We start from the raw sequence: 26,527 nt of genomic DNA, 5'->3' as shown, positions 1-26,527 counted from the left end.
CTGCTCTACACCGTCCCGTCGCTAATATCGGTGCTTTAGTATTTCATTGGGGGCGCCGGAATATTTTCGGAATTCGGGGTCAAGCTAACGTCTGTTATTTTTCGATTCCGAGGGGGAACTCGCGTTGAGGAGCAACGCCTTCATTTACTTCGCCATCGCGGCGATTTGGGCGAAATCGTATTTGACGCAGCGTCTCGCGTTCGAGCTGCCGGTATCCGGCTGGGAGCAGGAGCTGTTGATGGCGCTCAATCCGCTCGCCTCCGTGCTGGCGATGACGGCGTTATGCGCGGCGGCGTTCCGCCGCAGACTCTCCGTCGCTTTGATCGCGCTCGCTTTCACGACATCGGCGCTGCTGTTCGCCGATTTGGTCTTTTACCGATTTTTTAACGATTTCATCACGATCCCGGTGCTGCTGCAGTCCGAACATATGAACGATTTGTGGAGCAGCGTGCTGCAATTGACGCAGCCGACCGACCCGCTCTTGTTCGCGGACGGGTTGCTGCTGTCGCTGGCCGCCGCGCGCCGCCGGTTCCGCCCCGCTCCGTGGAATCGCTATCGGACGGCCGCCGCCGCCGGCCTCGCCGCCGGGCTGCTCGCCTGCAACTATTCGATGGCCGAAAGCGTCCGTCCGGACCTGCTGACGCGGGCGTTCGACCGGCAAATCTTGGTGCGCAGTATCGGCGCGTACAATTACCACGTATACGACGCGGTGCTGAACGCCCGCATGGGCTCGCGTAAAGCGCTGGCGAGGGAAGCCGATTTCGAGGAGGCGGCGCGCATCTTCGACGAGCTCCCCCTAGATGGCGCCGATCCGTCCTTGTTCGGCGTCGCCAAGGGCCGCAATGTGTTTTTGATTTCGCTCGAATCGCTGCAGAGTTTCATGCTGGAGCGGCGCATCGACGGACGGGAAGCGACCCCGTTCCTCAATCGGCTGATGAAGGACAGCTTTGCGTTCGACGAGTTTTATCATCAAACGGGACAAGGCAAAACGTCGGACGCGGAGTTTCTCATCGATACGTCCCTGTTCCCGCTCCCGACGGGCGCTGTCTTCTTCACGCATGCGCAGAACGTGTACCGTACGCTGCCGATGTCGCTGAAGCGCGAGGGGTATGCGACGGCGGCGTTCCACGCGAACGATCCGTCGTTCTGGAACCGTGGCCGCATGTATCCGGCGCTCGGGTACGACCGGTTTTATTCGGTGCGGGATTACGCGGTAAACGAGGAAAATCGGATCGGCTGGGGACTGAACGACGTCTCGTTCTTCGAACAGAGCGTCGCGCTCGCGGCGAAGCTGCCGCAGCCGTTCTTCGCCAAATTGATTACGCTGACGAACCATTATCCGTTCGAGCTGGACGAGGCGCATCGGCTGCTGCCGGAGTATACGTCCAGTTCCCGGACGCTGAATCGGTATGTTCCGACCGTGCGCTACTTGGATCAAGCGGTAGAGCGGTTTTTCGAGGCGGTCAAAGCGCAGGGGTTGTACGAACGTTCCGTGTTCGTGCTGTACGGGGACCATTACGGCATCTCGACCAAGCACAACAAAGCGATGGCGCAGCTGCTCGGCAAGCCGTTGATTACGCCGTACGATACGGTTCGGCTGCAGCGGGTGCCGCTGCTCATCCATATCCCCGGCGTGCCGGGGCGCCGCATGCCGACGGTCGGCGGTCAAATCGATTTGTATCCGACGCTCCTCCACCTGCTCGGCGCGACGCCGGAAGATCGGTATTACTTCGGGCGGGATTTATTCGCCGCCGGCCGGCCGCAGTTCGTCGTCTTCCGAGACGGCAGCTTCGTGACCGACCGGCTCGTCTACACGAAGAACGCTTGCTATGACAAAGCGAGCGGCGGCCGAATCGACGCGGCGGCGTGCGAGCCGTTCAAGCGGCAGGCGATCGACCGGCTCACGTCGTCGGATGCGATCGTCTACGGGGACTTATTCCGGTTCATCCCGGGCGCGGATCCGGCCAGGAAGCTGTAGCCGGAAGGTATTACGGCGCCGCCGCGGCCAGCAGCGTATCGTGCAGCTGCTCGAACGGCACGGGCCGTCCGAGCCGGTAGCCCTGCATCCAGCGGCAGCCGAGTTCGCGCAGCGTCCGCAGCTGCGCATCCGTCTCGATGCCTTCGGCGACGACCGCGAGGCCGAGCCGCTCGCACATCGCCAGCAGATGCTCGACGATCGTACGGCTTCGCGGATCCCGGTCGATCTGTTCGACGAACAGCCGATCCAGCTTCACCTTCTCCACAGGCAGCTTCAGCAGCAGTCCGAGCGTCGAGCTGCCGTGGCCGAAATCGTCCAAGGCGAACGAAATGCCCTGCTCCCGCATGCGCATCACTTGCGGTTCGATCGCTTCGACGTCGAATAAGCTGATCCGTTCGTTCAATTCGAACTCCAGGCGGTCCGCCGGAAAGTTCGTCTCGCGCAAGATCGCATCGACCATCTCCGGAAAATCGGGCTGCCGCAGCTCGAGCGCGTCGCAGTTGACCGCGAGCTTCGCGATGCGGTTTCGCCAATCGGGCAGCTCCTGCACTTGCAAACAGGCGGTGCGGATCGTGTGCAAATCCATCTGCAGCAAATATCCCGATTGCTTGGCGGCCGGCAGAAACATGTTCGGTCCGACGATCCCCATCTCGGGATGCCGAATGCGCACGAGCGCCTCGACGGCCGATTCGCCGGTAGCGACCTCGACGATCGGCTGGTACACGATTTGGAAGCTGTTGAATTTCACGCTGCGGCGGACGCCGTTCTCCGGAATGAGCGGATGAAGCCGATCGTCGTACACGGCGATGCCCTGTTTGCCGTTCTTCTTGATTTGATACATCGCGGCGTCCGATTGCAAAATATGATCCCGCAGCGATCCGCCCTCCGCGCTGACGCCCATGCTGACCGTGACGCTCACCTCGCGGCCCATCACGAGGAACGGCTCGGTCAGCTTTCGGTATATGCTGGCCGCCGCCGCTTCGAGCTGCTCCTTCGTCCGGTGGAAGAAGATCGCCATAAATTCGTCGCCCGCGTAACGCGCCGGAATGCCCGCGCCGCGGACGGCGTTCCGAAGCCGCTCGGCGAACTGCCGAAGCAATTCGTCCCCGAAAGGCCTCCCGTACGTTTCGTTGATCGTCTTGCAGCGGTCGATGTCGATAAACACCGCCCCGACGTTCGCTTCTGCCGACAAATGATCGTAAAACATCTCTAAATACGTCCGGTTGTACAGCTCCGTTAATTCGTCTATGTAAAAACTGTTCTCTACGTCCAGTAAAACGCCGATAAACACGGCGGCCTGTTCCAACTGCGCCAGCGCCGTATCGTCGAAGCCGTGCGGACGGTCGATCGCGCAAATCGTGCCGTATCTGCGGCCGCCGCTTCGGTAGACGGGAACGCCGATGAAAGAACACGGACCGAGCCGCTCCGTCGCTTCGAGATGCATGGTGGACGGGTCCGCGCTCGTATCGGGGATCCAGGCGGGACCTTCCCGGTCGTAAACGATTTTGCAGTAAGTATGTTCGTATGAAAGCGCTGCTCCGGTCTTGACGAGCGGTTCGTTCCGATTCCAGGCGCTGACGATCCAATTCGTGGTGAGATCGTTCTCGGCGAGGAAGTACGACCTTCCGCCGAGGAGGCGACCCAAGTGCTCGAATACGACTTGCGAGGCTTCGTGTAAGACCTGTTTTCTATTCAATGCTGCTTCCACCTCTGCGACAGTGACTGACCATGTTGACAACATTCGACATTTACCGTCATTTTCCTGCTTTCTTTTACATTTAAATATTCCGCCTCGTATGCTCTCACGTGAAAAACCCCCTTCTCCCGAGTCGGGAAAAGAGGGTTTTTGCGGGACGCGAACGTTGGAGCCGTTACCGGTCCGCGAGCGAAAGGCGCAGCTTCCGCATGACGGCGCCGAACGTCGACGGCGGCGAAGCGGTAAAGACGCGCCCGTCGGGCAGCGTCACTTTCCACGCGTGCAGCAGCTGATGGTTGACGCCCTCGTACGGCCTGCCGCCGTATTTGACGTCGCCGAGCAGCGGATGGCCGATGCTTTGGAAATGCGAACGGATTTGGTGCGTGCGCCCGCTCTCGAGTTCGACCTCCACGAGCGTGTACCCGTTCGACGTCTGCAGCGCCGCGTAATGCGTGATCGCCTCCCGCGCGTCTTCGGCCGCCGACACCCTCGTCCGGTTCGACGTTTCGTCGCGCGAGAGCGCCGCGTCGATCGTGCCGGAGCCTTCCAACCGGCCCTGAACGATCGTCACGTAAAACTTGCCGATTTCTCTCCGCTGCACCCATTGGTTCAACCGATGAAGCATCCCGGCCGTCTTGCCGACCAGAACGAGGCCGCTCGTGTTGCGGTCGAGCCGATTGGCCGACGCGGGAAGAAACAGCTTGCTGTCGAGCGCGCCTTTGCGGTACAAATACGCGTGCACCCTCGTAATGAGCGTGTCCTTCTGCTCCGTCCGGTCGGGATGCGTCAGCAGCCCCGCCGGCTTGTTGACGACGAGCAGCTCGTCGTCCTCGTAGACGACGTCTATGTTCGCGTTCACCCCGACGAATTTCGGCTTTTTCTCCTCGCCGCCCGATTGCTCGAACGTCGCTTCGTCGACGTGGATCGCGATTTCGTCGCCGGCCGCCATCTCGTAATTTTGTTTCTTTCGTTTGCCGTTGACGCGCACTTTCCCTTGATCGATCATTTTGTAAATTTGGCCGAGCGGATAATTCGGCATCAAGCTGCGCAAATAGCGATGCAGCCGTTTGCCGGCTTCCGACGGGGTGACGGTGCGCGTGATCATCGTTCGCCTCCGCGTCCCCGCGCGGCGGACGTTGCGTCCGCCGCATCGATGTCGCTGCGCAGCGGCTCGGCGCCGAATGCGCCGGCGTCGGCGTCTCTTTTCCTCATAGCTGACCATCCTCCGTTACGTATGCCTCTTATTATAAACATCGCGCCGGAGGAATGGTAGCGCAGGCGAGCGTCAGGCCGCTCAGCCTTCGAGGAAGCGGATCTCTTCCTCGGTCAGCCGGAGCAGGCTCGCGTCTCGGCAGGAGCGGAGCTCGTCGAGATTCGCAGGACCGATCAGCGCGCAGGTCGGGAACGATTGGCTCAGCACGTATGCGAGCGCGATCTGGATCGTCGTGACGCCCTTCTCGCGCGCGAGCTCGCCGGCCCGGCGCTGGCGCGCCCAGTTGTCGTCGCTGTAAAATACGCGAACGAGATCGGCGTTCTCGCGATTGTCCGGCGTATACCGTCCGGAGAAAAATCCGCGCGCCTGCGACGACCAAGACAGCAGCGGCAGCTGGGACCGCTGGTGCCATTCGAGCGTCTCGTCGTCGACGGAGACGCAGCCGGCCCAGAACGGCTCGTTCGCCCGCGCGAGGCTGAAGTTCGGGCTGCTGAAGCTGAAGCCGACAAGGCCGTGCGCGGCGGCGTAGTCGTTCGCTTCTTGCAAACGCTGGTACGACCAGTTGGAAGCTCCGATCGCGGAAATCCGGCCGGCTTCGATATGCTCGTTGAGCGCCTCGAGAATCGGGCCGACTTCGACGGCCGGGTCGTCGCGATGGAGCGCGTACATCTCGACGCTGTCCATCTGCAGCGCCTCGAGGCTGTTCATCAGATCGTCGTAGATCGCGTCCTTATTGACGCGAGGCCCGTTCTTGTCGTGATGGGCGCCCTTCGTCCAGACGTTGATTTTTTCGCGGTTGCCCCGCTCTCGGATCCATTGACCGACCGCCGCCTCGCTGAGGCCGCCGGCGTAAACGCGGGCGGTGTCGAGCGTGTTGCCGCCGAGCGCGACGAATTCGTCCATGATCGGACCGATGCGGTCCATGATCTCGGGCTTGAAGTAGTCGGTGCCGAGGATGAGGCGCGAAACGCCTTTTTTCAATCCGGATACGTCGATCGTTTCGATCAAGGGTGTCGTTTGCATAGGAATGCTCCTCCTTTACAGTTGAACGCGAATTCGTTCGCGGGCGGATTTGAGGCAAGCGTCGACGACGCGCATATTGAGAATCGCGTCCTGCGGCTCGAACGGCAGCGGCGCCGTCCCGTTCGCCGCCGCGGCGATCGCGTCGGCCTGCAGCGTATAGGTGTTGAGCGTCGGCATGTCGAGCTCGGTGCGCTCGCCTTTGCGGTACAGCACGATGTTTTGCGGACCGATATACGCCGAAGGCACCTCGATGCGTCCCTGCGTGCCTAAAATTTCGAGCGTGTTGCGGAATTCCGCCCACATGCCGCAATCGAACGTCAGAGAGACGTCGTTCGGAAACTCGATCAGCCCGGACGCCATCATGTCGACGTCGCCGTGCTCCGGGGAGAAGAACGCCCGGCACGTGACCGCTTCGGGCTCCTGCCCCGTCACGAGGCGCGCCGCGGAAATCGGGTATACCCCGACGTCGTAAATCGATCCGCCGCCCCACTCTTTCACGAACCGGACGTTGCTTTTGTTCGCGGCGCCGTTGAACGTGAACGTCCCGTGGATGCCTCGCAGCTCGCCGATTTCCCCCGAGGCGATCAATTCTTTGATTTTGGCGTAGCGCGGGTGATAGCGGTACATGAACGCTTCCGCGAACACGACGCCCGCCTTCGCGCATGCGTCCGCCATCGCCGCCGCTTCGTCGGCGTTCAGCGCGGCCGGCTTTTCGCACAGCACGTGTTTGCCCGCTTCGGCCGCCTTCACCGTCCATTCGCAGTGCAGATGGTTCGGCAGCGGAATGTACACGGCATCGATATCGTCGTCGGCGAGCAGCGCTTCATACGATGAATACGCTTTCGGAATGCCGTGCTTCTCTGCCGTCTCCTTCGCTTTCGCTTCGTCGCGGCTTGCGATCGCCGCGACGACCCCCGTGCTCGACTCTTTGATCCCCGGAATCACCGCGCGCTGGGCGATGCCGGCGCAGCCTAGAATGCCCCAACGGAGCTGACGTTCTGCCATAAGGTACGGCCTCCTCGTTCACATCAAGATTGGTACGATATTCATATTATAAAAAAGGTGTGACACATGCGAAATAAAACATTTTTGGATCCTTATAGCACTATTTTCACATTGTTCCGCACCGACTTCGGCGTCCCCGGCTCCGCCGCTTGTCACCTGCGGCAAAAACCGTTATGATGCAAAAAAAACCGCCGCCGATTCGGCGCGGTTTCGGTATCGGGAAGGAGCGTTCAGCGACATGGCGTTTGGCGTCACCAGAGAGCAATTGAACGAATGGAAGCGGCAGGTCGCCAGCGGCCGGATCGCGTTCTTGACCCATTATTGGATTCATCCCCGCATCCCGGGCATCCGTTCGGTGACGAAGGTCGGCTGCGCGGATGTGGAACGGCTGCGGCGATGGGCCGTCTCGCACGGACTGCCGCCGCAGTACATTCATCACCGCGAATCGTATCCGCATTACGATATTTTCGGCGAGAAGCAGGCCGAAATTTTGCGGAAAGAAGGCCAGTGGGAGCAGCTCCGCAAATTCGTGTCGAACGACGACGGCCCGGCGGCCGATTAACGGCCGTCTCCCAGCCGCTCCTCGACCCAGCCCCACGCGGCATCCGCCGAAATGCGCAAATTCGAATCCCCGCGCTCGTTCACGAAAGGCGGAGCGGAGCGGAAATAATCCGGGTGTCCGCCGATCAGCCGGAGCGGAACGATCCGCGCCGGCGGCCGGCCGAGCCAGGCGCCCGCGCGGGCGACGCCGTCGACTGCCCGTCCGCTCTCGCTCGCGGCGTACAGGAAAGCGGTCTTGTCCCGCAGCGCAGCGGGAATCGGCCGCTTCGGCGAGCCGATCATCGCGATCGCCGCCACGTCGAATCCGCTCCGCTGAAGCAGCCGCGCCGCGTGCAGCGCGGCGATCCCGCCGCCGCTGTGGCCGAGCAGCGCGATGCGAGCGCTGCCCGCTCCTTCGCACAGCCGATCGGCATCGCGCGCCGCGCGAGCGCCGCCGACGAGCGGCCCGCACACGTCCGCCGCCACCTCGATCGCCTGCCGCAGCTTGGACCCGCTCCAATCGCCGTACGGCATGAGCGAATGCGCCTCGGCGTCCCATCCGCCTCGGCGGGCTCGCGCCAGGACGGCGTCCCGGAACCCGTCCATAAAATCCGGAGACGTGAACACGCCCGAGAGCGCGAACAGAACGAGCTTACGGGAGCGTTCGCTCATAGCGCAGCGCCTCCGCGATTCGTTCGCCGAGCGGCGGATGCGTGTACCGGAACCAGTACGACAGCGCCGGCGGGTGCAGCGTGCCGCGCGCCGACAGCGCGAGCTTCTGGTACAGCGACACCGCCGCTTGCTCGTCCCCGGTAAGCTCGTACGCGTACCGGTCCGCCGCCCGCTCCGCGCCGCGCGACACCGCGTTCGAAATCGGCGACGCGGCGAACGTCAGCACGGAAAGGACGAGCAGCATGAGCGGCAGCCCCGCCCAATCCGCCGGATTGCGAATGAACAAGAACGCTCGCCAGCGCTTCAGCGCGAACCGATACGCCCGGTTGCCGAGCCAAAGCAGGAAGAAAGCGGAGACGACCGCCCCGAACGCGCTCCACTGCAGATGCTTCATGACGTAGTGGCCGACCTCGTGCGCCGTCAGCACGACGATTTCCGGCGCCTCGAGCTTATGCAGCGCCGTATCCCAAATGACGATGCGCAAGCTCGGGCCGATGCCGTCGACGTACGCGTTGATCGCGTTCGTTTTCTCCGAATAGTTCGCCTCGAACACCCGCTCCGTCGGCACGCCCGCGCGCGACGTCATCTCGATGATGTGATGCCGCAGCTCGTTGTCGCCCAGCGGCGCGTATTTGTAGAACAGCGGATCGATGGCGAGCGGCCGGATGATCATCAAGAACAATATGAACGGGACCGCGCACAGCCACAGCCGGAACCACCACGTGCCGCCTTTGCGGGCGAGCGCGAAGACGACCGCCGTGACGGCCGTCATGAACACGTATTCGACGCCGAGCTGCACCCATTGGTCTCTCCACCAGCCGGCGAGCGACAGCGTCGATACGTCGTAGCTTTGCGCGATCGAATACGACAGAAGGCGCAGCGGCAGTCCGAGCGCGAACAGCGCGAAGACGATGCCCGCGACGTACAGCGGGAATCGGAAGACGACGTTCGGGAAGAGTCTCTTGAGCCCTTGGGACAGCGTCCGCGCGTACCCGCTCGTCATGAGCCACAGCAGCATGCCCCACTCCCATAAATACCCCGCGAAAAACAGCCAGTCGCGCAGCAGCGAATACCTTGCGGCGCGGTCGACGTCCGCGCCGCCCATGAACGTCCGCGGATCCGCGGGCGTGCCCGCCCACTCCGCCGGCAGCGGCAGCCGGTACGCGTACCAAAGATAAGCGCCGATCCCGGCGAGGGCCGCGAGGAAACACAGCATGTACGTTCGGAAAACGCGGACGCCCCGTTGGACGCTGCGGCTTGGATTGCGATTCGGATCGCGATTCGTGCTTCGATGCATGGTCCCGTTTCACCGCCTGTGTCGTTTTAGCCGAACCATTCGATAAGTGCGATCATCGTAATTAGTCCAAGAATGAAAGAAAACGTCGAAGAGCTTTCGTGACCGTCGCCGTGGCTTTCCGGAATAAGCTCCTTGTACACGACGAACAGCATCGCCCCCGCGGCGAACGCGAGGCCGTAAGGCACCAGGCCGGATACGTAGGACGTAAGGAAGAAGCCGAGCAGCCCGGTTGCGATCTCCACCGCGCCAGTGAGCGTCGCGATAACGAACGCATGCCATTTCTTCACCTTCTGCGTAACGAGGAACAGCGCGACGAGAAAGCCCTCCGGCGCGTTCTGCAGACCGATCGCGAGGGCGATCAGCGGTCCGAGTCCGCTGCTTTCGCTCGCGTAGCTGACCCCGACCGACAGCCCCTCCGGCAAATTGTGCAGCGTAATGGCGGTGATGATCAGCATGCTCTTCGCGTCGAACTGCACCGCCGATTTGGAATGCGCGAGGTCGATGTGCGGCAACGTTCGTTCCATGAGACTCAGCACGAGCGTGCCGAGCAGGATGCCGATCGTGACGGTCAGCAGGTTGGAATGATCGAGCGCGACCGGAATGAGATTGAACATCGTCGCCGAGACCATGATGCCCGCCGTGAACGCCAGCAAAATATCGCGCCAGCGATGCGTGACGACCTTCATGAGCAAAATCGGCACCGCGCCGAGTCCGGTCGCCATGGCGGAAACGATGCTACCGATAAGGACGTCTTGCATGCAGTTGCCCCCTGTTGTCATGAACCGATTGAGAATCCATAATTACTATAGTACCATTGAGTATCGAAGGTTGAAAATAAGGAGGACCCCCTTGTGAACGTACATGAATCCATCTCGGAGCACTCCAATAAGCAGCATATGCACCTAGTAGAATTTCAGCGCCTGGACGAGCTCCGCGAGGCAGCGATAGAAGAAGCCGTGCAGAAATGCAAAAACGGCGAACCGTTCGACGTCGACCGCATCAACGAAGCGACCGCCCGCATCAACGCGCACGCGCGACACGGCATTTCTCCTACTAGAAAATATGTTACGATCGAAATGGTGAAACAATTCGTGTTTTCTTCGCAAGAGTCGTAAAGCGTTACCTTGGTCCCGCTTTCGATTCAAGCAAAAAAGGCAGCAAGGCGTCCTGCGGACCGCCGTGCTGCCTATGTTTTTTTGCGATACTCGCTTACGGCGTAGGCCCTTGCTCCAAGAGCCTCTTCTTCAGCCGCGCCAGCTCCTCGTCGATGTCGGCCTCCGCGCCGAGCGCGCGCAGCTCGCGGTCCAGATCGCGCCGCTCGCCGAGCAGCGCGCCGCCGGCCTCGGCCTCCGCCTCCAGCTCCAGCACCTTCTCCTTCATCCGCTGGAATTCCGCGGCGGCGCTGCCTTTGCCGATGTGACCCATCGCCTCGTTCATGCGCTTCTGCGCTTTGGCGGCGGCGGCGCGGGCGGCGAGTTCCGCCTGCGTCTGTTTCATGCGAGCCAGCTCCTCCCGCATCTCCTGCAGCCGGCCGCGCAGCTCCTCCGTCAGCCGCTTCGCGGCCTCGTACTGCGCACGGTGCGCCTCCGCCTTCGCTTCGAGCTCCTTCTTGTCGGCGATCGCCCGCCGCGCCAGCGCCTCGTCGCCCGCCTGCAGCGCGAGCAGCGCCCCCTGCTCGCGCTGCTGCGCCTTCTCGGACGCTTCCTCGTACTGATGCTGCGCCCGCTTCTCCGCCGCCACCTGCTTCGCGAACGCGACCTCCGCTTCGGACAGCTCGGCTTCCATATCGCGAATATATTGATTCATCATCGCCACGGGATCTTCCGCCCGGTTCAGCAGCTCGTGCAGCGAGGAAAGCGAGATGTCGCGCAGCCGTTTAAAGATGCTCATCCGCTTTCGCCTCCTTGCCGCTCGCGACTTCCAGCGCCGCCGCGGGCGCCGTCGTCGGCTTCGGCTTTTGGGTTAATCCCTTGATGATCGCTTCGACGTCGATGCCGGAGACGTTCTTGAGCATTTCCGGCGCGGTCGCCATGAGCGACGTCACGTAGTTGCTGACGCGCGCGGCGCCTTCGCCGTGGCCGGTGTCGACGACCGTCAGCTTGTCGATGGACGAGATCGGCGCCGCCACTTTGCCCGCCAGCTCCGGCAGCATTTTCACGATAATATCGAGCACGGCCGCTTCGCCGAACTTCGCGAACGCCTCGGCCAGCTTCTCCTTCGCCTCGGCTTCCGCGAGGCCGCGCAGCCGAATGACTTCCGCTTCGGCCGTCCCCTTCGCCCGCTCGGCTTCCGCGATGGCGAGACCGTCCAGCCGCTTCTGCTCCGCCAGCGCCTTCGCCTCCGCTTCGATGCGGTACTTGTGCGCTTCCGCCTCCCGAATCGCTCTCGCCTTCGCCGCTTCGGCCGCCTGCTCCACCGCGTACCGGTCCGCGTCCGCCTTCTTCTTCACCTCTGCGTCGTACTGCTTCTCGCGGCGGGCGATCTCTTTCTCTTCGATGTCGATCTCCCGTTCCTTCTTCACGAGCTCGATGCGCATCTGCTCCTCGACGACCAGCTGCTTCGATCTCGCCTCTTGAATATGGTATGCCTGGTCCGCTTCGGCCTTCGCCATATCCTGCTCGCGTCGGAATTCGGCGATCTTCAGCTCCTTCGCTTTATTCGCCTCCGCTACGTTCGTATCGCGCAGCAGCTCCGCCTTCTGGCCTTCCTCGTCGGCGCGCGCCTTCTGAATGCGGGCGTCCCGGATCGCCTCCGCTTCGGCGATTTCCGCATCCCGCTTCACGGCGGCGATGCGCGGCTTGCCGAGCGCGTCCAAGTAGCCGTGCTTGTCGCGGACGTCCTTGATCGTGAACGAGACGATCTGCAGGCCCATCTTTTTCAAATCCCGCGCGGCGACGCCCTGCACCTCCTGCGCGAATTTATCGCGGTTGCGGTACACCTCTTCCACCGTCATCATCCCGAGGATGGCGCGCAGATGACCTTCGAGCACCTCCTGCGCCTCTCCCTTGAGCGATTCCGTGGGCTTGCCCATGAACTGCTCCGCCGCCGTGGCGACGTCCTCCACGCTGCCGCCGATCTTGATGATCGCCACCCCGTCGGCCATCACCGGCACCCCTTGTTCCGTGTACACCTCGGGGGTCGATACGTCGAGCTTATGAGAGAGCAGCGACAAAAACTCGGCTTTTTGGAAAATCGGCCATATGAAGGCGCCGCCGCCGCGCACGATTTTGATTTTGCGGCCCGAGTCGTCGACGAGCGTGTTTTTCGATCCTAACATCGAGCCGGTGACGACCATCGCTTCGTCCGGGCTGACCGTTTTGTACCGGGCCCAGAACGCCAGACCGAGCAGGACGATGACCCCGACGACGACCACCGGCACGATCAGACCGGCGTTTGCGAGCAAATTCATTTGCATTCCTCCAGATTATGTATTTTGGATTACGATTCCGACCAGCGGCATACCGTGACGACGCCTTCCTTCACGTCGATGGCGAGCACCTTCTCGCCGGCGGACAGCGGTTCGCGTTCGCGGGTGTCGGCGATGTGATGCACGAGACCGTGTCCGAAAGTGAAGGCGACTTCCCCGTACCCGCCGATTGGAATCGGCACCGTCACTTCGCCGAGCTTGCCCGTCAGCTCCGCCATGGAGTACGCGACGGACATTTCCGCCTCGTTCATCGGTTTCACGTAAAAGAAAAACAACAGCGTCGCGAGCAGCGCCGCGAGCAGAACGGCAAGGCATGCGACCGTCCACGGGCCGAACGGGCTGTACTGCGTCAGCAGGATGCCGGCGCCGCCGAAGGCCACGATGCCGCCGACGAGGACGATCGGATGGAGCGCGTCCGGCAGCGCGTCGAGCACGCCGTCGACGAATCCGCCCGCCGCCGTGTCGAACAGTACGAGCAGCACCGCGAAAACGGCGCCTCCGATAAAGCAAATCCAATAGATTTCTGCCATGCCGGCGAATCGATCCCTCCTTTTCTTTTACGGTATTGGGAGATATCACCACGTAATAATACGCATGCGCCGCGGGAAACGTTTCGTCACGTTAAAAAGTTGTATAAGCTCCCTTCGGATCTGGAACGCTAAATGCACAGATTTCCAGCAAAGGAGGAGCGTGCCATGAACGCGTGGATCGCCTCCGTCGGAACCAGCGTTCCGGCGAACCGGGTCGCCCAAGCCGACGTGCGGGAAACGGTGCGCGCCATGTTCGCGCCTCGCATGCCCCACCTCGAACGGCTGCTCGGCGTATTCGACAACGGCGGCATCGCGCATCGTCATTTCTGCATGCCGCTCGACTGGTACGCCGCCGCGCATTCGGTCGAAGAGAAGCACCGCCTCTTCGTCGAGCACGCCGTCGCGCTGGCGGAGAAGGCGGTGCGGCAGTGCCTCGACCGCGCGGGGGCGGCGCCGGCCGACGTCGGGCACATCGTGCTCGTGACGACGACGGGCACGGCGACGCCGAGCATCGACGCGCATCTGTGCAACCGCCTCCGATTTGCCGGGTCGGTGAAACGCTCGCCCCTGTGGGGGCTCGGCTGCGCCGGCGGCGCGGCCGGCTTGTCGCGCGCCTGCGAATACGTGGAGGCGTTCCCCGATGAGCTCTGCCTCGTCGTCGCCGTCGAGCTGTGCAGCCTGACGTTCCTGCGCGACGACGCGTCCAAGAGCAACTTGGTCGCGACGTCGCTGTTCGCCGACGGCGCCGCCGCCGCGCTCGTCGCGGGGAGCGGACGGCGCGGGCGCGATCCCGGCGCCCCGAGCGTCGCCGCGACGCGAAGCACGATTTGGCCGGACACGCTGGACGTGATGGGCTGGGACGTGACGAACGACGGCCTGAAGGTCGTGTTCTCCCGGGACATTCCGGCTTTGGTCCGGGAGCGGATGCCGGGCGCCGCCCACGAGCTGCTGGCGCCGCACGGCCTGCGGGCGGCCGAGCTCGCCCGCTTCGCCCTGCACCCGGGCGGCAAGAAGGTGCTGCAGGCTTACGAGGACGCGCTCCGCCTGCCGCCGGGGCGTCTCGCCGCCGCCGAACGCGTGCTGCGCGATTACGGCAATATGTCTTCTTGCACGGTGCTGTTCGTTTTGGAGGAAATGCTGCGCGCCGAAGGGCCGCCCGAGCGGGGCTCGTGGGGAATCGCCGGCGCCCTCGGGCCCGGCTTCTCGTCGGAGCTGCTGCTGCTTCGGTGGGCGTAACAAACGCATAGAGGAGGTTTCTCGACATGTCGATTTGGTTTTCGTGCTGGTTCGCCGCCGTCGTGCTGCAGCGGCTGCTCGAGCTTCGGCTCGCGAAGCGCAACGCCGCGCTCCTGAAGCGGCTGGGCGGCGCCGAAGTGCCCGGCGATTCGTACGGCCGCATCGTCGCGCTGCACATCGCGTTTCTCGCGTTCCTGCTCGTCGAATTCGTCGCGCGCCGCCCCGCCTTCGAGCCGTGGACGCTCGTCCCGCTCGGGCTGTTTCTGCTGCTGCAGGCGGCCCGCGTCTGGTGTATAAGGACGCTAGGCGTCTACTGGAACACGCGCCTCGTCGTGCTGCCCGGCATGCGCCTCGTCCGCGAAGGGCCGTACAAGTGGCTGAAGCATCCGAATTATGCGATCGTGACGCTGGAGATGCTCGTGCTGCCGCTCGCGTTCGGCTGCTTCCTCGCGGCCGCCCTCTTCCCGCCGATCAACGCCGCGCTCCTCCGCCGGCGCGTCGCCGTCGAAGAGGATGCGCTTCGCTCCGCGTCCTCTCAACCGTAAGGAGTCGATGCTGCATGGACCCACGCGAACCTACCAACGAACGGCCGGGGACGTACCCGTATACGCGGGGCATCTACCCGCGGATGTATCGCGAGAAGCTGTGGACGATGCGGCAGTACGCCGGCTTCGGCACCGCCCGCGAAACGAATCGGCGGCTGAAGCGGCTGCTCGCGCAAGGCCAAACCGGCTTGTCCGTCGCCTTCGACCTGCCGACGCAGCTCGGCCTCGATCCGGACGACGCGCGAGCGGCGGGCGAGGTCGGCAAAACCGGCGTCTCCGCGGCGACGCTCGCCGATTGGGACGCCGTGCTGCGCGGCATTCCGCTCGGCGAGACGAGCTTATCGATGACGGCGAACGCGACGGCCCCCGCCCTGTTCGCGTTCACCGCCGCGCTGGCATCGCGCCGCGGCGTTCCGCCGGCGTCGCTTCGCGGCACGGTGCAGAACGATATGCTCAAAGAATACGCCGCGCGCAATTTGTACGTGCTGCCGCCGGAGCCGTCGGTCCGCATGGCCGTCGACGCGATCGAATTCGGCTGCCGGCACTATCCCCGCTGGCATCCGGTCAGCGTCAGCGGCTATCATATGCGCGAAGCGGGCGCGGACGCGGCGCAGGAGATCGGCCTTGCGATCGCGAACGGCCTCGCCTACGCGGAAGCGGCGGCGCGGCGCGGCATCCCGGTCGACGAGACGCTGCCCCGCTTCTCGTTCTTCTTCGCGGCCGGCACCGATCTGCTCGAGGAAGCCGCGAAGTTCCGCGCCGCGCGCCGGCTGTGGGCGAAGCTCGCGCGGGAGCGTCTCGGCGCGGCGCGCCCGGAATCGTGGCGCATGAAGTTTCATGCGCAGACGGCGGGCTCGGCGCTCGCCGCTTCGCAGACGGACAACAACGTCGTCCGCGTGACGCTGCAGGCGCTCGCCGCGGTGCTTGGCGGCGCGCAGAGCCTGCATACGAACGCCAAGGACGAGGCGCTCCGGCTGCCGACGGCGGCGTCGGCGGCGCTTGCGCTGCGCACGCAGCATATCCTCGCGTACGAGTCCGGCGTGGCGGAGCGAATCGATCCGCTCGCCGGCTCCTACGAGGTGGAAGCGGCGACCGATCGGCTGGAGAGGGAAGCGCACGAATGGGTCAAGGCGATCGACCGCGTCGGCGGCGCGCTCCGCGCCGTCGAGAGCGGCTTCGTTCAGCGCGCGATCCGCGAGTCCGCGTACCGGGAGTACCGGCGCATCGAAAGTGGCGAGCGACAGATCGTCGGCGTCAACCGGTTCGCGGACGGCGAACCGGCGAGCGTCCGCGCGGCGTTCCCGCGCGCGGCCTCGAGCGGCGCGGAGGAACGCCGCGCGATCGAGGCGGTGCGCCGGCACCGCGAGGCGCGCTCCGAAGCCGACGCGCGCCGGGCGGTTGATGCGCTCGCGGCGGCGGCCGAACGAGGCCGCAGCGTTATGCCGGCGATGATCGACTGCGCGAACGCCGGATGTACGATCGGGGAAATGTACGGCGCGCTCGCGGCGCTGTTCGGCGAATATCGCGAGCCGCCGGAGGGAGCATTCGAAGAGAAGGAGGAACTCGGTTGAGATGAACGACGTTACAGAGACGGGAATCGTCGAAACATGGCATGCCGCAACGCGAACGACCGACGCGCCCGCGATCCTGATCGCCAAGGTCGGCCTCGACGGCCACGACCGCGGCGCGCTCGTCGTCGCCAGAGCGCTGCGCGAGGAAGGCTTCCGCGTCCATTACACCGGGCTCCGTTGCACGCCGGAGGAAGTCGCGGCCCAAGCGGTCGCCGCTAGCGTCGACTGCGTAGGCCTCTCGTCGCTCGCCGGCGCGCATCTCGAGCTGTTCCCGCGGGTCGCGGCGGCGCTGCGCGAAGCGCACTGGCGCGGCCTCGTCGTCGCGGGCGGCATCATTCCGCCGCAGGACGAGCCGGCCCTGCGCGCTTGCGGCATCGCCGCCGTGTTCCGCCCGCACCAGAGCGTCGCGGACGCCGCCGCCTTCATCCGCGAAGCGTTGCGCCGGCGGAATGGCATCTCGAGCGAAAATGAGGTAGGATAACCTAAAGCTCATAAATGGGAGTGGAAGGTCATCATGGAAAACATACTCGTCATCGGCGCGGGACCCTGCGGCCTCGCCGCCGCGATCGCTTTGCAGGATGCCGGATTCGAGCCGCTCGTCATCGAAAAATATAACGTCGTGCACTCGATTTACCGGTACCCGGCGCATTTGCATTTTTTCAGTACGCCCGAACTGCTCGAGATCGGCGGTTACCCGTTCCCGACGCCCCACGACAAACCGACGCGCCGCGAAGCGCTCGAATATTACCGCAGCGTCGCGCAGCGCCGCAAGCTGCGCATCCACGCGTATGAGGAAGCGACGATGATTCGCAAGACGTCCGAAGGCAGTTTCCTCGTCGAAACCGAACGCCGCGGCGTGAAGAAATTTTACGAGGCGCCCGCCGTCGTCGTCGCGACCGGCTACTTCGACCGGCCGAACTGGATCGGCATTCCGGGCGAGGAGCTGCCGCACGTCTCGCACTATTTCGACGAAGCGCATCCGTACGCAGGCACGAAGGTCGCGATCATCGGCGGCAACAATTCGGCCGTAGACGCCGCGATGGAGCTCGTCCGCGTCGGCGCCGAACCGACCGTCGTGTATCGCGGCGACGAAGGGAAGCAGCGCGTCAAGCCGTGGGTCCGCCCGCTCTTCGACAGCGCCGTGGCCAAAGGCGCGATTCGCATGTTGTATAAATCCCGCATCATCGAAATCAAGCCCGACGCCGTCACGATCGAACGCGAGGACGGCTCGCTCGAGACGGCCGAAGCCGATTTCGTGCTGGCGCTCACCGGCTTCCGTCCGGACCGAACGCTGCTCGCCGGCTCGGGCGCCGAAACGAAGCCGGAGACGGGCGCTCCCGTCTACGACCCCGATACGATGGAAACGACGGTCCCGGGACTGTACGTCGCCGGCGTCGTCGCCTCGGGGGAAGACGCGAACGAAATTTTCATCGAAAGCGGACGCCACCACGGAACGAAAATCGCTCGGCACTTACGCGCCGAGCGACAAGGATAGCACTTTATTTTCTTTTCTTCGATCTGCTCTCTTTGCCCTACTCTTCCTCGACTTACCCCAGAACGACTCTGTCGTCGGCAAGCCGTTCGCCGCGAATCGCGGCGAACCGGTCGAGGAGCGACGCGACCGTCAGCGACTGCTTCTCTTCCCCGCCGATGTCCAAAATAATTTTCCCTTTGTCCATCATAATGAGACGGTTGCCTAACCGGATCGCCTGCTCCATGTTGTGCGTCACCATCAGCGTCGTCAGCCGGCTGCGGCTCACGATCGCGTCGGTCAGCTCCGTCACGAGCGCCGCCCGGGACGGATCGAGCGCCGCGGTGTGCTCGTCGAGGAGCAGCACCTTCGGCTGCGTGAACGTCGCCATCAGCAGGCTGAGCGCTTGACGCTCCCCGCCGGAGAGCAGACCGACGCGCGCCGTCAGCCGACGCTCAAGGCCGAGCCCGAGGCTCGACAGCTGCTCGACGAACAGCGCCCGCTTCGCCCGCGTCACGCCGGAGCGAAGCCCTCTCGACTGGCCGCGCAGCAGCGCGAGCGCCAAATTTTCCTCGATCGTCATATGCGGCGCGGTGCCGGCCATCGGATCCTGGAACACGCGGCCGATCCACCGGCTGCGCTCGTGCTCCGACAGCGCGTTGACGACCGTCCCGTCGATCGAGACGTCGCCGATATCCGGCGTAAGCACGCCGGAGACGACGTTCATCAGCGTCGACTTGCCGGCCCCGTTGCTGCCGATGACGGTCACGAAATCGCCTTCGGCGAGATCGAGCGAGACGTTCGACAGCGCGATTTTCTCGTCGGCGGAATACGGGAAGAACACCTTGGTGACATTCGACAGCTTCAGCATGTTATTTCCCCGCTCCTTCCGCGAGCTCGAGGCTCCGTTTTCGTCCGATCTGCCGCAATTTCCTCCGCTTGTTCACCATCGGCACGATGAGCGCGACGGTGACGATCAGCGCCGTCATCAGCTTCATATCGGTCGCTTCCAGTCCGTAACGGATGGACAGCGCGATAACGATCCGGTAGACGACGGCCCCAAGCACGACCGCCAGCGTCGTCTGCCAAATCGACCGAACGCCGAAAATGACTTCGCCGATAATGACGGAGGCAAGGCCGATAACGATCATGCCGATGCCCATCTGCAGATCGGCATAGCCTTGGTACTGCGCGACGAACGCGCCGCCCATCGCGACGAGGCCGTTCGACAGGCTGACGCCCGTCACGATCGTATGGTCCGTGTTCACCCCGAAGCTGCGAATCATGCGCGAGTTATCGCCCGTCGCGCGGATCGCCATGCCGAGATCGGTGCGCAAAAACCAATCGAGCAGCGCTTTCACGAGCAGCACGACGATCGGCGCGAGCAGCAGCGCGTACGACGCTTCGATGAATGCCGTATCGATAAGCTTCCCTTCGGGAAACACCGTCTCTTGGTTGAGCAGCGGGATGTTCGGCCGGCCCATGATCCGATAATTAATCGTGTACAGCGCGATCATCATCAGGATGCCGGACAAGAGCGGGTTGATCTTCCCTTTGGTATGAAGCAGGCCGGTGACCGCGCCCGCCGCGAGGCCGCCGAAGAACGCGGCGATCGTCGCCAGCCACGGCGAGTAGCCCGCCACGATCATGCCGGCGGCGATGCCGGCGCCGGTCGTAAAGCTGCCGTCCACCGTAAGGTCCGGAAAATCGAGCACCCGGTACGTTAAATAGACGCCCAACGCCATCAGCGCATACAACAGGCCTAGCTCGACCGAACCGACGATCGAACCGAGCAGCGAACTCAAGAACATCAAAAACATCATAACGATAGATACCTCCGTAAAAGGTAAGAGTGGCCCGCGGAACGGGTCACTCTCCCTGGTCGAGCATTATTGCTGCACTTCTTTGACGACTTGAACGGCTTCGTCCGTAATCAGATCGCGGATCGCCTGCGTCACTTCGATGCCTTGCGCCGCAGCGGCCGGTTCGCTGTAGTACAGGTCGAGGAATTCCGGATAGCCGACCGGCACGTCGCCCGGGTTTTTGCCGTTCAGCAAAATGTCGGCGGCCAATTTCCCTGTCGTATAACCGATATCGTAATATTCGTAGCCGAACGTCGCGAACGCGCCGCGCTTCACAGAATCGATATCGCCCGCGAAAAGCGGGAGCTTGTTGTCGTTCGCAACGCCGACGACCGCTTCGAAAGCGGAGATGACGGTGTTGTCCTTCGGGATATAGATGGCGTCGACGCGGCCCGCGAGCGACTCCGCTGCTTGCAGCACTTCAGAGCTGTTCGTAACCGCCGCCTTCTGGATCTTAATCCCATGCTTGTCCAGCGCCGCTTGCGCACGTTCGATGGATACGACGGAGTTCGGTTCGCCTTCGTTGATGACCGTGCCGAGCGTCTTCACGTTCGGGAAATGCTCGGCGATGAAATCCATCAGCTTCGCGATTTCGTCCGGATGCGTGTCCGAGATGCCCGTCACGTTGCCGCCCGGCTTCGTCGGGTCCTGCAAGAGGCCCGCTGCCACCGGGTCTGTCACCGCTGTGAAAACGACCGGCGCGTTGTCGATGGCGTCCGCCAGCGCGACCGCCGACGGCGTCGCGATGCCGAGCACGAGATCTTTTTTGTCCGCTTTGAAGTTTTGCGCGATCGTCGCGTTCGTCGAGTTGTCGCCTTGCGCGTTGCTGTAATCGACTTCGAGGTTTTCGCCTTCCACAAGACCGCTGTCTTTCAAACCGGCCAAGAAGCCTTCGCGCGTCGCATCGAGTGAAGGATGCTCGACGATTTGCGAGATTCCGATTTTGTAAACCTTTTCTGCGCTGCCCGCGGGTTCGCCGCTGCCCGCCGTTTCCCCGCTGCCCGCGGAATTGCCGCAAGCCGCGAACACCAGCGTAGATGCGACTGCAAGCATTGCCAAAGCTGTCCGTTTCATCCGTCCGTCCCCCTACATTATCTTAAAATCTATTATTCTATATTATATTGGACGGCGGTTAACCGTCAATTCATAATAGATGATGTTAATTAATGGCAGAATGCAAAACGCGCCCGCCGCCCCCTTCTCCGGAGGCGCACGGACGCGTTTTTCGGTCGAGTCGAAACCGCCTTCTTGCCGAGCTTAGGTCGTCTTCCAGTCCTCGACCTGAATTTCGGCTTCCAGCGCGTATTCAAAATCTTCGATATCGAACACTTGGACCGGGATTTCATGCTCGATGACCCGCTCCAAGAAATCCAATTGATCGGTTACAATCGGGGCCTGTTCGCGGACCGACGTGAGCAGCAGCTCCGTTTCGATCGGATCGAACGTCTCGCCGTATTGCGCGTTCTCCATCGAATTGACGACGATGAACGTCACGTTCTCGTTGACGACGAGCGGCAGGCTCAGCTTCCAAGGCGCAGGAAACGCTCGTTCGATCTTCTTCCGATTGAACGAATCCTCGAAGAAGGCGATCATTTCCTCAATCTTCTTCTTCACGTGCGCGTCGTCCGACGGATCCGGCATGACGGGCTCCGGGTTATCTCTCATATCGTACAATTCTTGAACGGTGGAATACGGCAACAAATATTCTACCGGACGGTTCGGGACCATCAATTCTCCGTAAATGGCCGCCATGACCGCTTCGATGACAAAACGCCGTTTCATCTGGCGCCCTCCTTCCCGGACAATCCGAAATCGACTCTATACATACATATCATAAATGTCCGAAAAAGTTAAGATTCATTCCGCCCGATTCAAAATCGCGCGAACGGAAAAAGCCTCCGGCGCGGTTTCCTGCGCCGGAGGCCGTGACGTAAGCTGCAGCGTTACGCGTGGGAAGCCGTCGGCTTCGCCGCGTAACGAGGCGACAAGGACAACGGGACGACGTACAAATCCATGCACTCAAAGCATTGGTTCAAGTAGCAGTCGGCCTGCTCCAGCAGCAAATCGCCGCAGGTGCGGCACTGCTTGGGCGGCAGGTTGTCGAAAAAATGAACGACGGAAAGCTGTTGCATTCGCATTCACCGCCTTCGATTCGCCTCTGTTTCGATTGTACTATAACAGAGACTTGTCCGACAAGCGATTTTTTGCAAACGCTATCACACCGTCATTCCCGGTCTCCGGTCACTTCGACCGCGGTTACGATTTTTTGCAGGCGCAAATATTCGTTTCGCTCGAGCGTCGGCTTGAAATACCCGAATAAATACGCCGCTTCGATGAAGCTAAGGCTCGGGTAACAGACGACCTCGTGATTCGTGAACGGGTTGTCCATGAGGATTTGCCAGTCGCCGTTCCTCTCGGACGCCGGCACGGATTCGTAGGCGTACCGTTTCCAGCGCAGCTTCTCGCTCAGCTCGGCCCATACCTTCTGCCAGGTCGGGCTGAAGCGCGCCGGCTCCGGAAACAGCTCCGCCCCGGCGCGAAGGCGCGACGCCACATCGTCGAAGCCGTCCTCGCCTACCGTCTTCAAGGCGTTCTCCAGCTGGTCGACGAGCGCGCGGAACGCGTCGTATCCTCCGCGTTCGACTGCGGCTTTCAATTGTTCGCGCCGCTCGGGCGCGCCCAGAAGCTCGTAATAGTTCGTCGAGGTCAAAGACATGTCGTTTCCCTTTCCGCAACGTGCCTGCCTAAAAAACCGGTTCCGCCGTTAACGGGCGGAACCGGTCTCTACGCGAAGCGTTCCGTCGTCGTCGATAAACAACTTCCGGCTGGCATCGTTATTGAGTTTGACGTTCAACACTTTGAGCCGCTGCTCCGTTACCGAGAACGGCTCCCAATCCGGCCGGGCCGAGGCGGCCTCCGCCGCCTCTTCCTCAGTGTCCCACCATTCCGCGCCGTAATACACAAGATCGTATACGTTGCGGAGCTCACTCGCCGAGATTTCTCCCGTGGCGCGATGCTTGAGCACGTATGGCATCCCGATCTCCGATTACAAGTACGGATTTTCGTGCTTCGCCTTGAGACGGCTCCAGCGGCGGTCGACTTCGCCTTCGAACGCCTTGTACGCTTCTTCGTACTCCGGCTTCGTCATATGCTTCGTCTTGCCCAGTTGCTTCAGCCAGTCGCTAAGCGGCACCCGCTTGTTTTTCTCTTCCGGATTGTATGTGATGTTCGTCACGCCGCGCTCGATCTCGTACAGCGGGAAGAAGCAGGAGTTGACGGCGTTCTCGATGATCGTCGCGCCCTCTTTTTCCTCGGACAGCCAGTTGAGCGGGCACGTGATCAAAATTTTGCCGTATACCATGCCTTCGTTTTGCGCATAGTACTGCGCTTTCGCCGCTTTCCTCAGCAAATCCTGCGGATGCGCTTCGGAGCCGGTGAAGACGTACGGGATGTTCGTCGCCGCCATAATTTGCGCAGTGTCCTTGTGATGGAACAGCTTGCCGCCTTGATGCTTGCCGACGTTCGACGTCGATGTGCGGTGGCCGAGCGGCGTCGAGTACGACAGCTGCGCGCCCGTGTTCATGTAACCCTCGTTATCGTACTCGAGGATGATCATCTTGTGATTCCGCAGCGCAGCGCCGATCGCCGGCCCCATGCCGATGTCCATGCCGCCGTCGCCCGTGATCATGACGAACGTAAAGTCGTCCTTAAGGCCGTATTGATCGAGCTCGCCGCGGCGCTTGCGCTCCCAGAACATCTCGACGACGCCGGAGAGCGTAGCCGCGCCGTTCTGGAACAGGTTGTGAATGTACGTCGCCTTGTGGGACGAGTACGGGAAGCCGGTCGTGACGACCATCGCGCAGCCCGTCTGGTACAGCGCGACGATGTCGCCTTCGATGCCTTTGAAGAACAGCTCGAGACCCGAGAAAATGCCGCAGCCCGGGCAAGCGCCGTGGCCTGGCGCGAGGCGCTTCGGCTTTTTCGTCAATTGGCGGATCGGCGGAACTTTGACCTTCAGCTGCCCCGTCGCTTCGTCTTTGTCGACCGTGATGAGGCCCGTCTTGAGGTCCTCGTACGCCATCGGCTCAAGAACGCGCTTCGGCGCCTTGTCCGGGTCGCCCGGCGTGTGGCCGTAATAGTCGAACGGCTTCTCGACATATCCTTTGTTCGCCGCATCGATCGCGAGCTCGAACAGCGCGTGCGCGTCGTCGAGGAAGAAGTCTTTGCCGCCGAGGCCGTATACGCGGGAGATGACGTGAATGTCCTTCACGCCGTGCGTGAAGAGCGCCGCCTTCACTTCGTTGACCATGTTGCCGCCGTGGCCGCCGTACGAATCCGCGCGGTCGCCGACGACGATCGCTTTCGCGTTCTTCAGCGCTTCCGCGATTTGCTTCGCAGGGAACGGACGAATCATGTTCGGCGTGATCGAACCGGCTTTGACGCCTTTCTCGCGCAGCTGATCGACCGCCACCTTCGTGATTTCCGATGCGGAGTTCAGCATGAACAGCACGACTTCCGCGTCGTCCATCCGGTACAGGTCGAGGATCGGGTAGTCGCGGCCCGTGAGCTGAGCGTACTCTTTGCGGATTTCGTCGAACACTTCGCCTGCGTTGTACATCGCGACGGTCTGCTGATAACAGTTATTGATATAGTCCGGCTCGTTCATGTACGGGCCGACCGTGATCGGATTGTTCCGGTCGAGCACGTGCGGGTACCCTTCGGGCGGCTTCTCGCCGACGAAGCTGAGCACGTCGGAGCGATGCGCGAACGTCTGGACGCGGCGCTTCTGGTGCGACGTGAAGTAACCGTCGGACGCGACCAATACCGGAAGACGCACCTTCGGATGCTCGGCGAGCTTGATCGCCATGATATTCATGTCGTACACCGCCTGCGGGTCGCGGCACATGAGGATCGGCCAGCCCGTGTTCAGCGCGAAGTACAGGTCGGAATGGTCGCCGTGAATGTTGAGCGGACCGGATACCGAACGGCAGACGAGGTTCATGACCATCGGGAAGCGCGTGCCGGACTGCACCGGCATTTGCTCCAGCATGTACAGGTAGCCGTTGGCGCTCGTCGCGTTGAACACGCGGCCGCCGGCCGCGGACGCGCCGTAGCAGACGCCCGCCGAGCCGTGCTCGCCGTCCGCCGGAATCAGCTTAATGTCATGCTGGCCGTTCGCTTTCATCAAGTCGAGGAACTGCGCTACCTCGGTCGAAGGCGAAATCGGGAAATATCCCATGATATGATAGTTAATTTGATGCGCCGCGTAGGCGGCCATCTCGTTGCCGGATTCGTATACGATGCGCTGTTCGACGGTACCGCCGCCGACTTCCTTTTCGTATTCGATTGCCATGCTCGGTTCACCTCTCCCTTTCTGTCGAATCGATTACGCCCCTACCAGCTTGAACTTATGCGGCACGCGGTGCTCTTCGCCGTAGCCGTCCGTCTCGCGCGCGGACGACAGCGCCTCGGTCGGGCACGCCGTGACGCACTTGAGGCAGCCTTTGCAGTATTGGTAGTCGATGCCTTGGAGGAACATTTGCGGGCGGCCTTTCTTGTCCGGCTGCTCTTCCCATACGAAGCAGAAGTCCGGGCAAGCGGTGTCGCAAGCCGCGCAGTGAATGCACTTGTCGTCGTCGAAGTGCGGCATCATGCCGCTTCGGGAAATGCTCAAGTCCTTCAAGATCGAGTTACCCGGATTGATGACGACGCCGCCGATCGGCTGCGTTTCGTATCCGAGCACCGGAATGTCCCAACGCTTCGGCAGCGGCATTTCGACGCCTTCCGGCAGCGCGAACGTCTGGAACTTCACTTCGTCGTAGCCGCGCTGGAACGTACGAAGAGCCGGCTCGACCGCTTGCGGATATTTTTTCTCGAGCGATTTCCGGATGACGCCCTTCATGTGTTCCGCATCGAGGAAGTCGCACAGCCGGAACATCGCGCCCAGCATCGCCATGTTGACGCGGTTTTTCTCCTCGAGCGCGATGCCCGTGGCGTCGATGACCGCGACCGTGCCGCCGACGAGCTTCATTTTCTCTTTCAGCTCCTCCGGCGTGCGGGCGGAGTTCACCAATACGATGCTGTCCGCGTAAATGCCGCTGACGACGTTGACCGTCTTCGACAGGTTTTCGTGGAATATGCCGACGATATGCGGCCGTTCGACCGGCGTCGTATCCCGTATGTCCGCGTTAATGTCGCAAAACCGGATATGCGCTTTGACCGGCGAACCTTTTTTCTCGGAACCGTAAGACGAAAAGCTGACCCCGTTGAAGCCGCTTCCAACTACGCCCGATTCTGCCAGCATTTTACCAGCCAAGTTCGCACCCAGCCCGCCGATCGATTCCAGCCGAATCTCGAAAAAGCCGAGTTCGTTCGTTTTTGGCAACTGTGCCATGAAGCCCTCCCCTTCCCTCGTCCAACCGAACAATCTTTGAAACAGAAACTTACATTAGAGTATAACA

Annotated in this window: 27 protein-coding genes; 8 read left to right on the top strand and 19 right to left on the bottom strand. The window is 62.3% G+C overall.

Annotation, left to right across the window (positions count from 1 at the left end; genetic code table 11):
* Positions 1–124: 124 nt before the first annotated feature.
* Entirely contained in the window at positions 125–1,978 is a 1,854-nt protein-coding gene (locus VE009_RS22580) for an LTA synthase family protein (protein WP_325011587.1), read from the top strand.
* Positions 1,979–1,988: 10 nt separating this feature from the next.
* Here the strand turns inward: VE009_RS22580 and VE009_RS22575 are convergent, their stop codons facing one another.
* The 4 genes from VE009_RS22575 to VE009_RS22560 form a co-directional block, all read right to left on the bottom strand.
* Positions 1,989–3,674 (bottom strand): bifunctional diguanylate cyclase/phosphodiesterase, encoded by a 1,686-nt coding sequence (locus VE009_RS22575; protein ID WP_325011585.1) that lies wholly within the window; start codon positions 3,672–3,674, stop codon positions 1,989–1,991.
* 175 nt (positions 3,675–3,849) lie between these two features.
* Positions 3,850–4,779 carry an RluA family pseudouridine synthase gene (locus VE009_RS22570; RefSeq protein ID WP_325011583.1) on the bottom strand — a complete coding sequence of 310 codons (930 nt, stop codon included), beginning with the start codon at positions 4,777–4,779 and terminating at the stop codon, positions 3,850–3,852.
* Positions 4,780–4,968: 189 nt separating this feature from the next.
* The gene (locus tag VE009_RS22565) at positions 4,969–5,892 is read right to left on the bottom strand and encodes an aldo/keto reductase (RefSeq protein ID WP_325012142.1); all 924 of its coding nucleotides are present in this window, start codon (positions 5,890–5,892) and stop codon (positions 4,969–4,971) included.
* Between the two features lie 33 nt (positions 5,893–5,925).
* On the bottom strand, positions 5,926–6,915 hold the full coding sequence (locus tag VE009_RS22560) for a Gfo/Idh/MocA family oxidoreductase (RefSeq protein WP_325011581.1): 990 nt from the start codon (positions 6,913–6,915) through the stop codon (positions 5,926–5,928).
* Positions 6,916–7,153: 238 nt separating this feature from the next.
* On the opposite strand from VE009_RS22560, the gene VE009_RS22555 reads away from it, so the two are divergent.
* Positions 7,154–7,477: a hypothetical protein gene (locus tag VE009_RS22555; RefSeq protein WP_325011579.1), complete on the top strand. Its 324-nt coding sequence runs from the start codon at positions 7,154–7,156 to the stop codon at positions 7,475–7,477.
* Here VE009_RS22555 and VE009_RS22550 read toward each other — a convergent pair.
* From VE009_RS22550 to VE009_RS22540, 3 genes are read right to left on the bottom strand one after another with little or no spacing between them, the layout of a single operon-like run.
* Positions 7,474–8,127, bottom strand: a complete 654-nt coding sequence (locus VE009_RS22550; RefSeq protein WP_325011577.1) for a hypothetical protein — start codon at positions 8,125–8,127, stop codon at positions 7,474–7,476. The two genes, VE009_RS22555 and VE009_RS22550, sit on opposite strands and share 4 nt — an antisense overlap.
* Positions 8,108–9,424: a M48 family metallopeptidase gene (locus tag VE009_RS22545; protein WP_325011575.1), complete on the bottom strand. Its 1,317-nt coding sequence runs from the start codon at positions 9,422–9,424 to the stop codon at positions 8,108–8,110. Before VE009_RS22545 ends, VE009_RS22550 begins: the two co-directional genes overlap by 20 nt.
* A 26-nt stretch (positions 9,425–9,450) precedes the next feature.
* On the bottom strand, positions 9,451–10,182 hold the full coding sequence (locus tag VE009_RS22540) for a ZIP family metal transporter (protein ID WP_325011573.1): 732 nt from the start codon (positions 10,180–10,182) through the stop codon (positions 9,451–9,453).
* Between the two features lie 93 nt (positions 10,183–10,275).
* On the opposite strand from VE009_RS22540, the gene VE009_RS22535 reads away from it, so the two are divergent.
* Positions 10,276–10,539: a DUF2533 family protein gene (locus VE009_RS22535; protein ID WP_325011572.1), complete on the top strand. Its 264-nt coding sequence runs from the start codon at positions 10,276–10,278 to the stop codon at positions 10,537–10,539.
* 94 nt (positions 10,540–10,633) lie between these two features.
* Here the strand turns inward: VE009_RS22535 and VE009_RS22530 are convergent, their stop codons facing one another.
* The 3 genes from VE009_RS22530 to VE009_RS22520 are packed head-to-tail and all read right to left on the bottom strand — an operon-like array spanning position 10,634 to position 13,381.
* A complete protein-coding gene (locus tag VE009_RS22530; RefSeq protein ID WP_325011570.1) occupies positions 10,634–11,314 on the bottom strand; it encodes a PspA/IM30 family protein in 681 nt (226 codons plus the stop codon).
* The gene (locus VE009_RS22525) at positions 11,301–12,833 is read right to left on the bottom strand and encodes a flotillin family protein (protein WP_325011568.1); all 1,533 of its coding nucleotides are present in this window, start codon (positions 12,831–12,833) and stop codon (positions 11,301–11,303) included. The genes VE009_RS22530 and VE009_RS22525 overlap by 14 nt, the downstream gene beginning before the upstream one ends.
* 29 nt (positions 12,834–12,862) lie before the next feature.
* Positions 12,863–13,381, bottom strand: coding sequence for a protease (locus VE009_RS22520; RefSeq protein WP_325011566.1), 519 nt, complete (start codon positions 13,379–13,381; stop codon positions 12,863–12,865).
* A gap of 165 nt (positions 13,382–13,546) precedes the next feature.
* Here VE009_RS22520 and VE009_RS22515 point away from each other — a divergent pair, with 165 nt between their 5' ends.
* Genes VE009_RS22515 through VE009_RS22495 form a run of 5 tightly spaced genes read left to right on the top strand, consistent with a single transcriptional unit; the run spans position 13,547 to position 18,228 of the window.
* Entirely contained in the window at positions 13,547–14,617 is a 1,071-nt protein-coding gene (locus tag VE009_RS22515) for a type III polyketide synthase (protein ID WP_325011564.1), read from the top strand.
* Positions 14,618–14,643: 26 nt separating this feature from the next.
* A complete protein-coding gene (locus tag VE009_RS22510; protein ID WP_325011562.1) occupies positions 14,644–15,162 on the top strand; it encodes an isoprenylcysteine carboxyl methyltransferase family protein in 519 nt (172 codons plus the stop codon).
* A 14-nt stretch (positions 15,163–15,176) separates the two neighbouring features.
* Positions 15,177–16,733: an acyl-CoA mutase large subunit family protein gene (locus VE009_RS22505; protein ID WP_325011560.1), complete on the top strand. Its 1,557-nt coding sequence runs from the start codon at positions 15,177–15,179 to the stop codon at positions 16,731–16,733.
* Between the two features lies 1 nt (position 16,734).
* On the top strand, positions 16,735–17,214 hold the full coding sequence (locus VE009_RS22500; RefSeq protein ID WP_325011558.1) for a cobalamin-dependent protein: 480 nt from the start codon (positions 16,735–16,737) through the stop codon (positions 17,212–17,214).
* Between the two features lie 33 nt (positions 17,215–17,247).
* Positions 17,248–18,228 carry a YpdA family putative bacillithiol disulfide reductase gene (locus tag VE009_RS22495; RefSeq protein WP_325011556.1) on the top strand — a complete coding sequence of 327 codons (981 nt, stop codon included), beginning with the start codon at positions 17,248–17,250 and terminating at the stop codon, positions 18,226–18,228.
* A 52-nt stretch (positions 18,229–18,280) separates the two neighbouring features.
* On the opposite strand, the gene VE009_RS22490 is transcribed toward VE009_RS22495, so the two are convergent.
* The 9 genes from VE009_RS22490 to VE009_RS22450 form a co-directional block, all read right to left on the bottom strand.
* The gene (locus VE009_RS22490; RefSeq protein ID WP_325011554.1) at positions 18,281–19,075 is read right to left on the bottom strand and encodes an ABC transporter ATP-binding protein; all 795 of its coding nucleotides are present in this window, start codon (positions 19,073–19,075) and stop codon (positions 18,281–18,283) included.
* A gap of 1 nt (position 19,076) precedes the next feature.
* Positions 19,077–20,027 carry an ABC transporter permease gene (locus VE009_RS22485; RefSeq protein ID WP_325011552.1) on the bottom strand — a complete coding sequence of 317 codons (951 nt, stop codon included), beginning with the start codon at positions 20,025–20,027 and terminating at the stop codon, positions 19,077–19,079.
* A gap of 66 nt (positions 20,028–20,093) precedes the next feature.
* Positions 20,094–21,140 (bottom strand): ABC transporter substrate-binding protein, encoded by a 1,047-nt coding sequence (locus VE009_RS22480; protein WP_325011550.1) that lies wholly within the window; start codon positions 21,138–21,140, stop codon positions 20,094–20,096.
* A 183-nt stretch (positions 21,141–21,323) separates the two neighbouring features.
* On the bottom strand, positions 21,324–21,848 hold the full coding sequence (locus VE009_RS22475) for an ADP-heptose synthase (RefSeq protein WP_325011548.1): 525 nt from the start codon (positions 21,846–21,848) through the stop codon (positions 21,324–21,326).
* Between the two features lie 161 nt (positions 21,849–22,009).
* The gene (gene yhfH / locus VE009_RS22470; protein ID WP_325011546.1) at positions 22,010–22,198 is read right to left on the bottom strand and encodes a protein YhfH; all 189 of its coding nucleotides are present in this window, start codon (positions 22,196–22,198) and stop codon (positions 22,010–22,012) included.
* A 92-nt stretch (positions 22,199–22,290) separates the two neighbouring features.
* Positions 22,291–22,782: a hypothetical protein gene (locus VE009_RS22465; protein WP_325011544.1), complete on the bottom strand. Its 492-nt coding sequence runs from the start codon at positions 22,780–22,782 to the stop codon at positions 22,291–22,293.
* Positions 22,783–22,830: 48 nt separating this feature from the next.
* Positions 22,831–23,100: a hypothetical protein gene (locus VE009_RS22460; RefSeq protein WP_325011543.1), complete on the bottom strand. Its 270-nt coding sequence runs from the start codon at positions 23,098–23,100 to the stop codon at positions 22,831–22,833.
* 12 nt (positions 23,101–23,112) lie between these two features.
* Positions 23,113–25,419 carry a thiamine pyrophosphate-dependent enzyme gene (locus VE009_RS22455; RefSeq protein ID WP_325011541.1) on the bottom strand — a complete coding sequence of 769 codons (2,307 nt, stop codon included), beginning with the start codon at positions 25,417–25,419 and terminating at the stop codon, positions 23,113–23,115.
* 33 nt (positions 25,420–25,452) lie between these two features.
* Positions 25,453–26,460, bottom strand: coding sequence for a 2-oxoacid:acceptor oxidoreductase family protein (locus tag VE009_RS22450; protein WP_325011539.1), 1,008 nt, complete (start codon positions 26,458–26,460; stop codon positions 25,453–25,455).
* Between the last annotated feature and the right edge of the window lie 67 nt (positions 26,461–26,527).

The sequence above is a fragment of the Paenibacillus sp. genome, assembly GCF_035645195.1.
Taxonomy (GTDB): Bacteria; Bacillota; Bacilli; order Paenibacillales; family YIM-B00363; genus Paenibacillus_AE.
This window is presented reverse-complemented; position numbering and strand designations above follow the sequence as displayed.

What these genes read in the sequence shown, in the direction of transcription:
- VE009_RS22450 (WP_325011539.1), bottom strand. Translation starts at nt 26,460, where the DNA reads ATGGCACAGTTGCCAAAAACGAACGAACTCGGCTTTTTCGAGATTCGG.
- VE009_RS22525 (WP_325011568.1), bottom strand. Translation starts at nt 12,833, where the DNA reads ATGAATTTGCTCGCAAACGCCGGTCTGATCGTGCCGGTGGTCGTCGTC.
- VE009_RS22480 (WP_325011550.1), bottom strand. Translation starts at nt 21,140, where the DNA reads ATGAAACGGACAGCTTTGGCAATGCTTGCAGTCGCATCTACGCTGGTG.
- VE009_RS22545 (WP_325011575.1), bottom strand. Translation starts at nt 9,424, where the DNA reads ATGCATCGAAGCACGAATCGCGATCCGAATCGCAATCCAAGCCGCAGC.
- VE009_RS22505 (WP_325011560.1), top strand. Translation starts at nt 15,177, where the DNA reads ATGGACCCACGCGAACCTACCAACGAACGGCCGGGGACGTACCCGTAT.
- VE009_RS22550 (WP_325011577.1), bottom strand. Translation starts at nt 8,127, where the DNA reads ATGAGCGAACGCTCCCGTAAGCTCGTTCTGTTCGCGCTCTCGGGCGTG.
- VE009_RS22560 (WP_325011581.1), bottom strand. Translation starts at nt 6,915, where the DNA reads ATGGCAGAACGTCAGCTCCGTTGGGGCATTCTAGGCTGCGCCGGCATC.
- VE009_RS22570 (WP_325011583.1), bottom strand. Translation starts at nt 4,779, where the DNA reads ATGATCACGCGCACCGTCACCCCGTCGGAAGCCGGCAAACGGCTGCAT.
- VE009_RS22475 (WP_325011548.1), bottom strand. Translation starts at nt 21,848, where the DNA reads ATGAAACGGCGTTTTGTCATCGAAGCGGTCATGGCGGCCATTTACGGA.
- VE009_RS22510 (WP_325011562.1), top strand. Translation starts at nt 14,644, where the DNA reads ATGTCGATTTGGTTTTCGTGCTGGTTCGCCGCCGTCGTGCTGCAGCGG.
- VE009_RS22465 (WP_325011544.1), bottom strand. Translation starts at nt 22,782, where the DNA reads ATGTCTTTGACCTCGACGAACTATTACGAGCTTCTGGGCGCGCCCGAG.
- VE009_RS22495 (WP_325011556.1), top strand. Translation starts at nt 17,248, where the DNA reads ATGGAAAACATACTCGTCATCGGCGCGGGACCCTGCGGCCTCGCCGCC.
- VE009_RS22540 (WP_325011573.1), bottom strand. Translation starts at nt 10,182, where the DNA reads ATGCAAGACGTCCTTATCGGTAGCATCGTTTCCGCCATGGCGACCGGA.
- VE009_RS22455 (WP_325011541.1), bottom strand. Translation starts at nt 25,419, where the DNA reads ATGGCAATCGAATACGAAAAGGAAGTCGGCGGCGGTACCGTCGAACAG.
- VE009_RS22555 (WP_325011579.1), top strand. Translation starts at nt 7,154, where the DNA reads ATGGCGTTTGGCGTCACCAGAGAGCAATTGAACGAATGGAAGCGGCAG.
- VE009_RS22485 (WP_325011552.1), bottom strand. Translation starts at nt 20,027, where the DNA reads ATGATGTTTTTGATGTTCTTGAGTTCGCTGCTCGGTTCGATCGTCGGT.
- VE009_RS22530 (WP_325011570.1), bottom strand. Translation starts at nt 11,314, where the DNA reads ATGAGCATCTTTAAACGGCTGCGCGACATCTCGCTTTCCTCGCTGCAC.
- VE009_RS22490 (WP_325011554.1), bottom strand. Translation starts at nt 19,075, where the DNA reads ATGCTGAAGCTGTCGAATGTCACCAAGGTGTTCTTCCCGTATTCCGCC.
- VE009_RS22500 (WP_325011558.1), top strand. Translation starts at nt 16,735, where the DNA reads ATGAACGACGTTACAGAGACGGGAATCGTCGAAACATGGCATGCCGCA.
- VE009_RS22520 (WP_325011566.1), bottom strand. Translation starts at nt 13,381, where the DNA reads ATGGCAGAAATCTATTGGATTTGCTTTATCGGAGGCGCCGTTTTCGCG.
- VE009_RS22515 (WP_325011564.1), top strand. Translation starts at nt 13,547, where the DNA reads ATGAACGCGTGGATCGCCTCCGTCGGAACCAGCGTTCCGGCGAACCGG.
- yhfH (WP_325011546.1), bottom strand. Translation starts at nt 22,198, where the DNA reads ATGCAACAGCTTTCCGTCGTTCATTTTTTCGACAACCTGCCGCCCAAG.
- VE009_RS22460 (WP_325011543.1), bottom strand. Translation starts at nt 23,100, where the DNA reads ATGCCATACGTGCTCAAGCATCGCGCCACGGGAGAAATCTCGGCGAGT.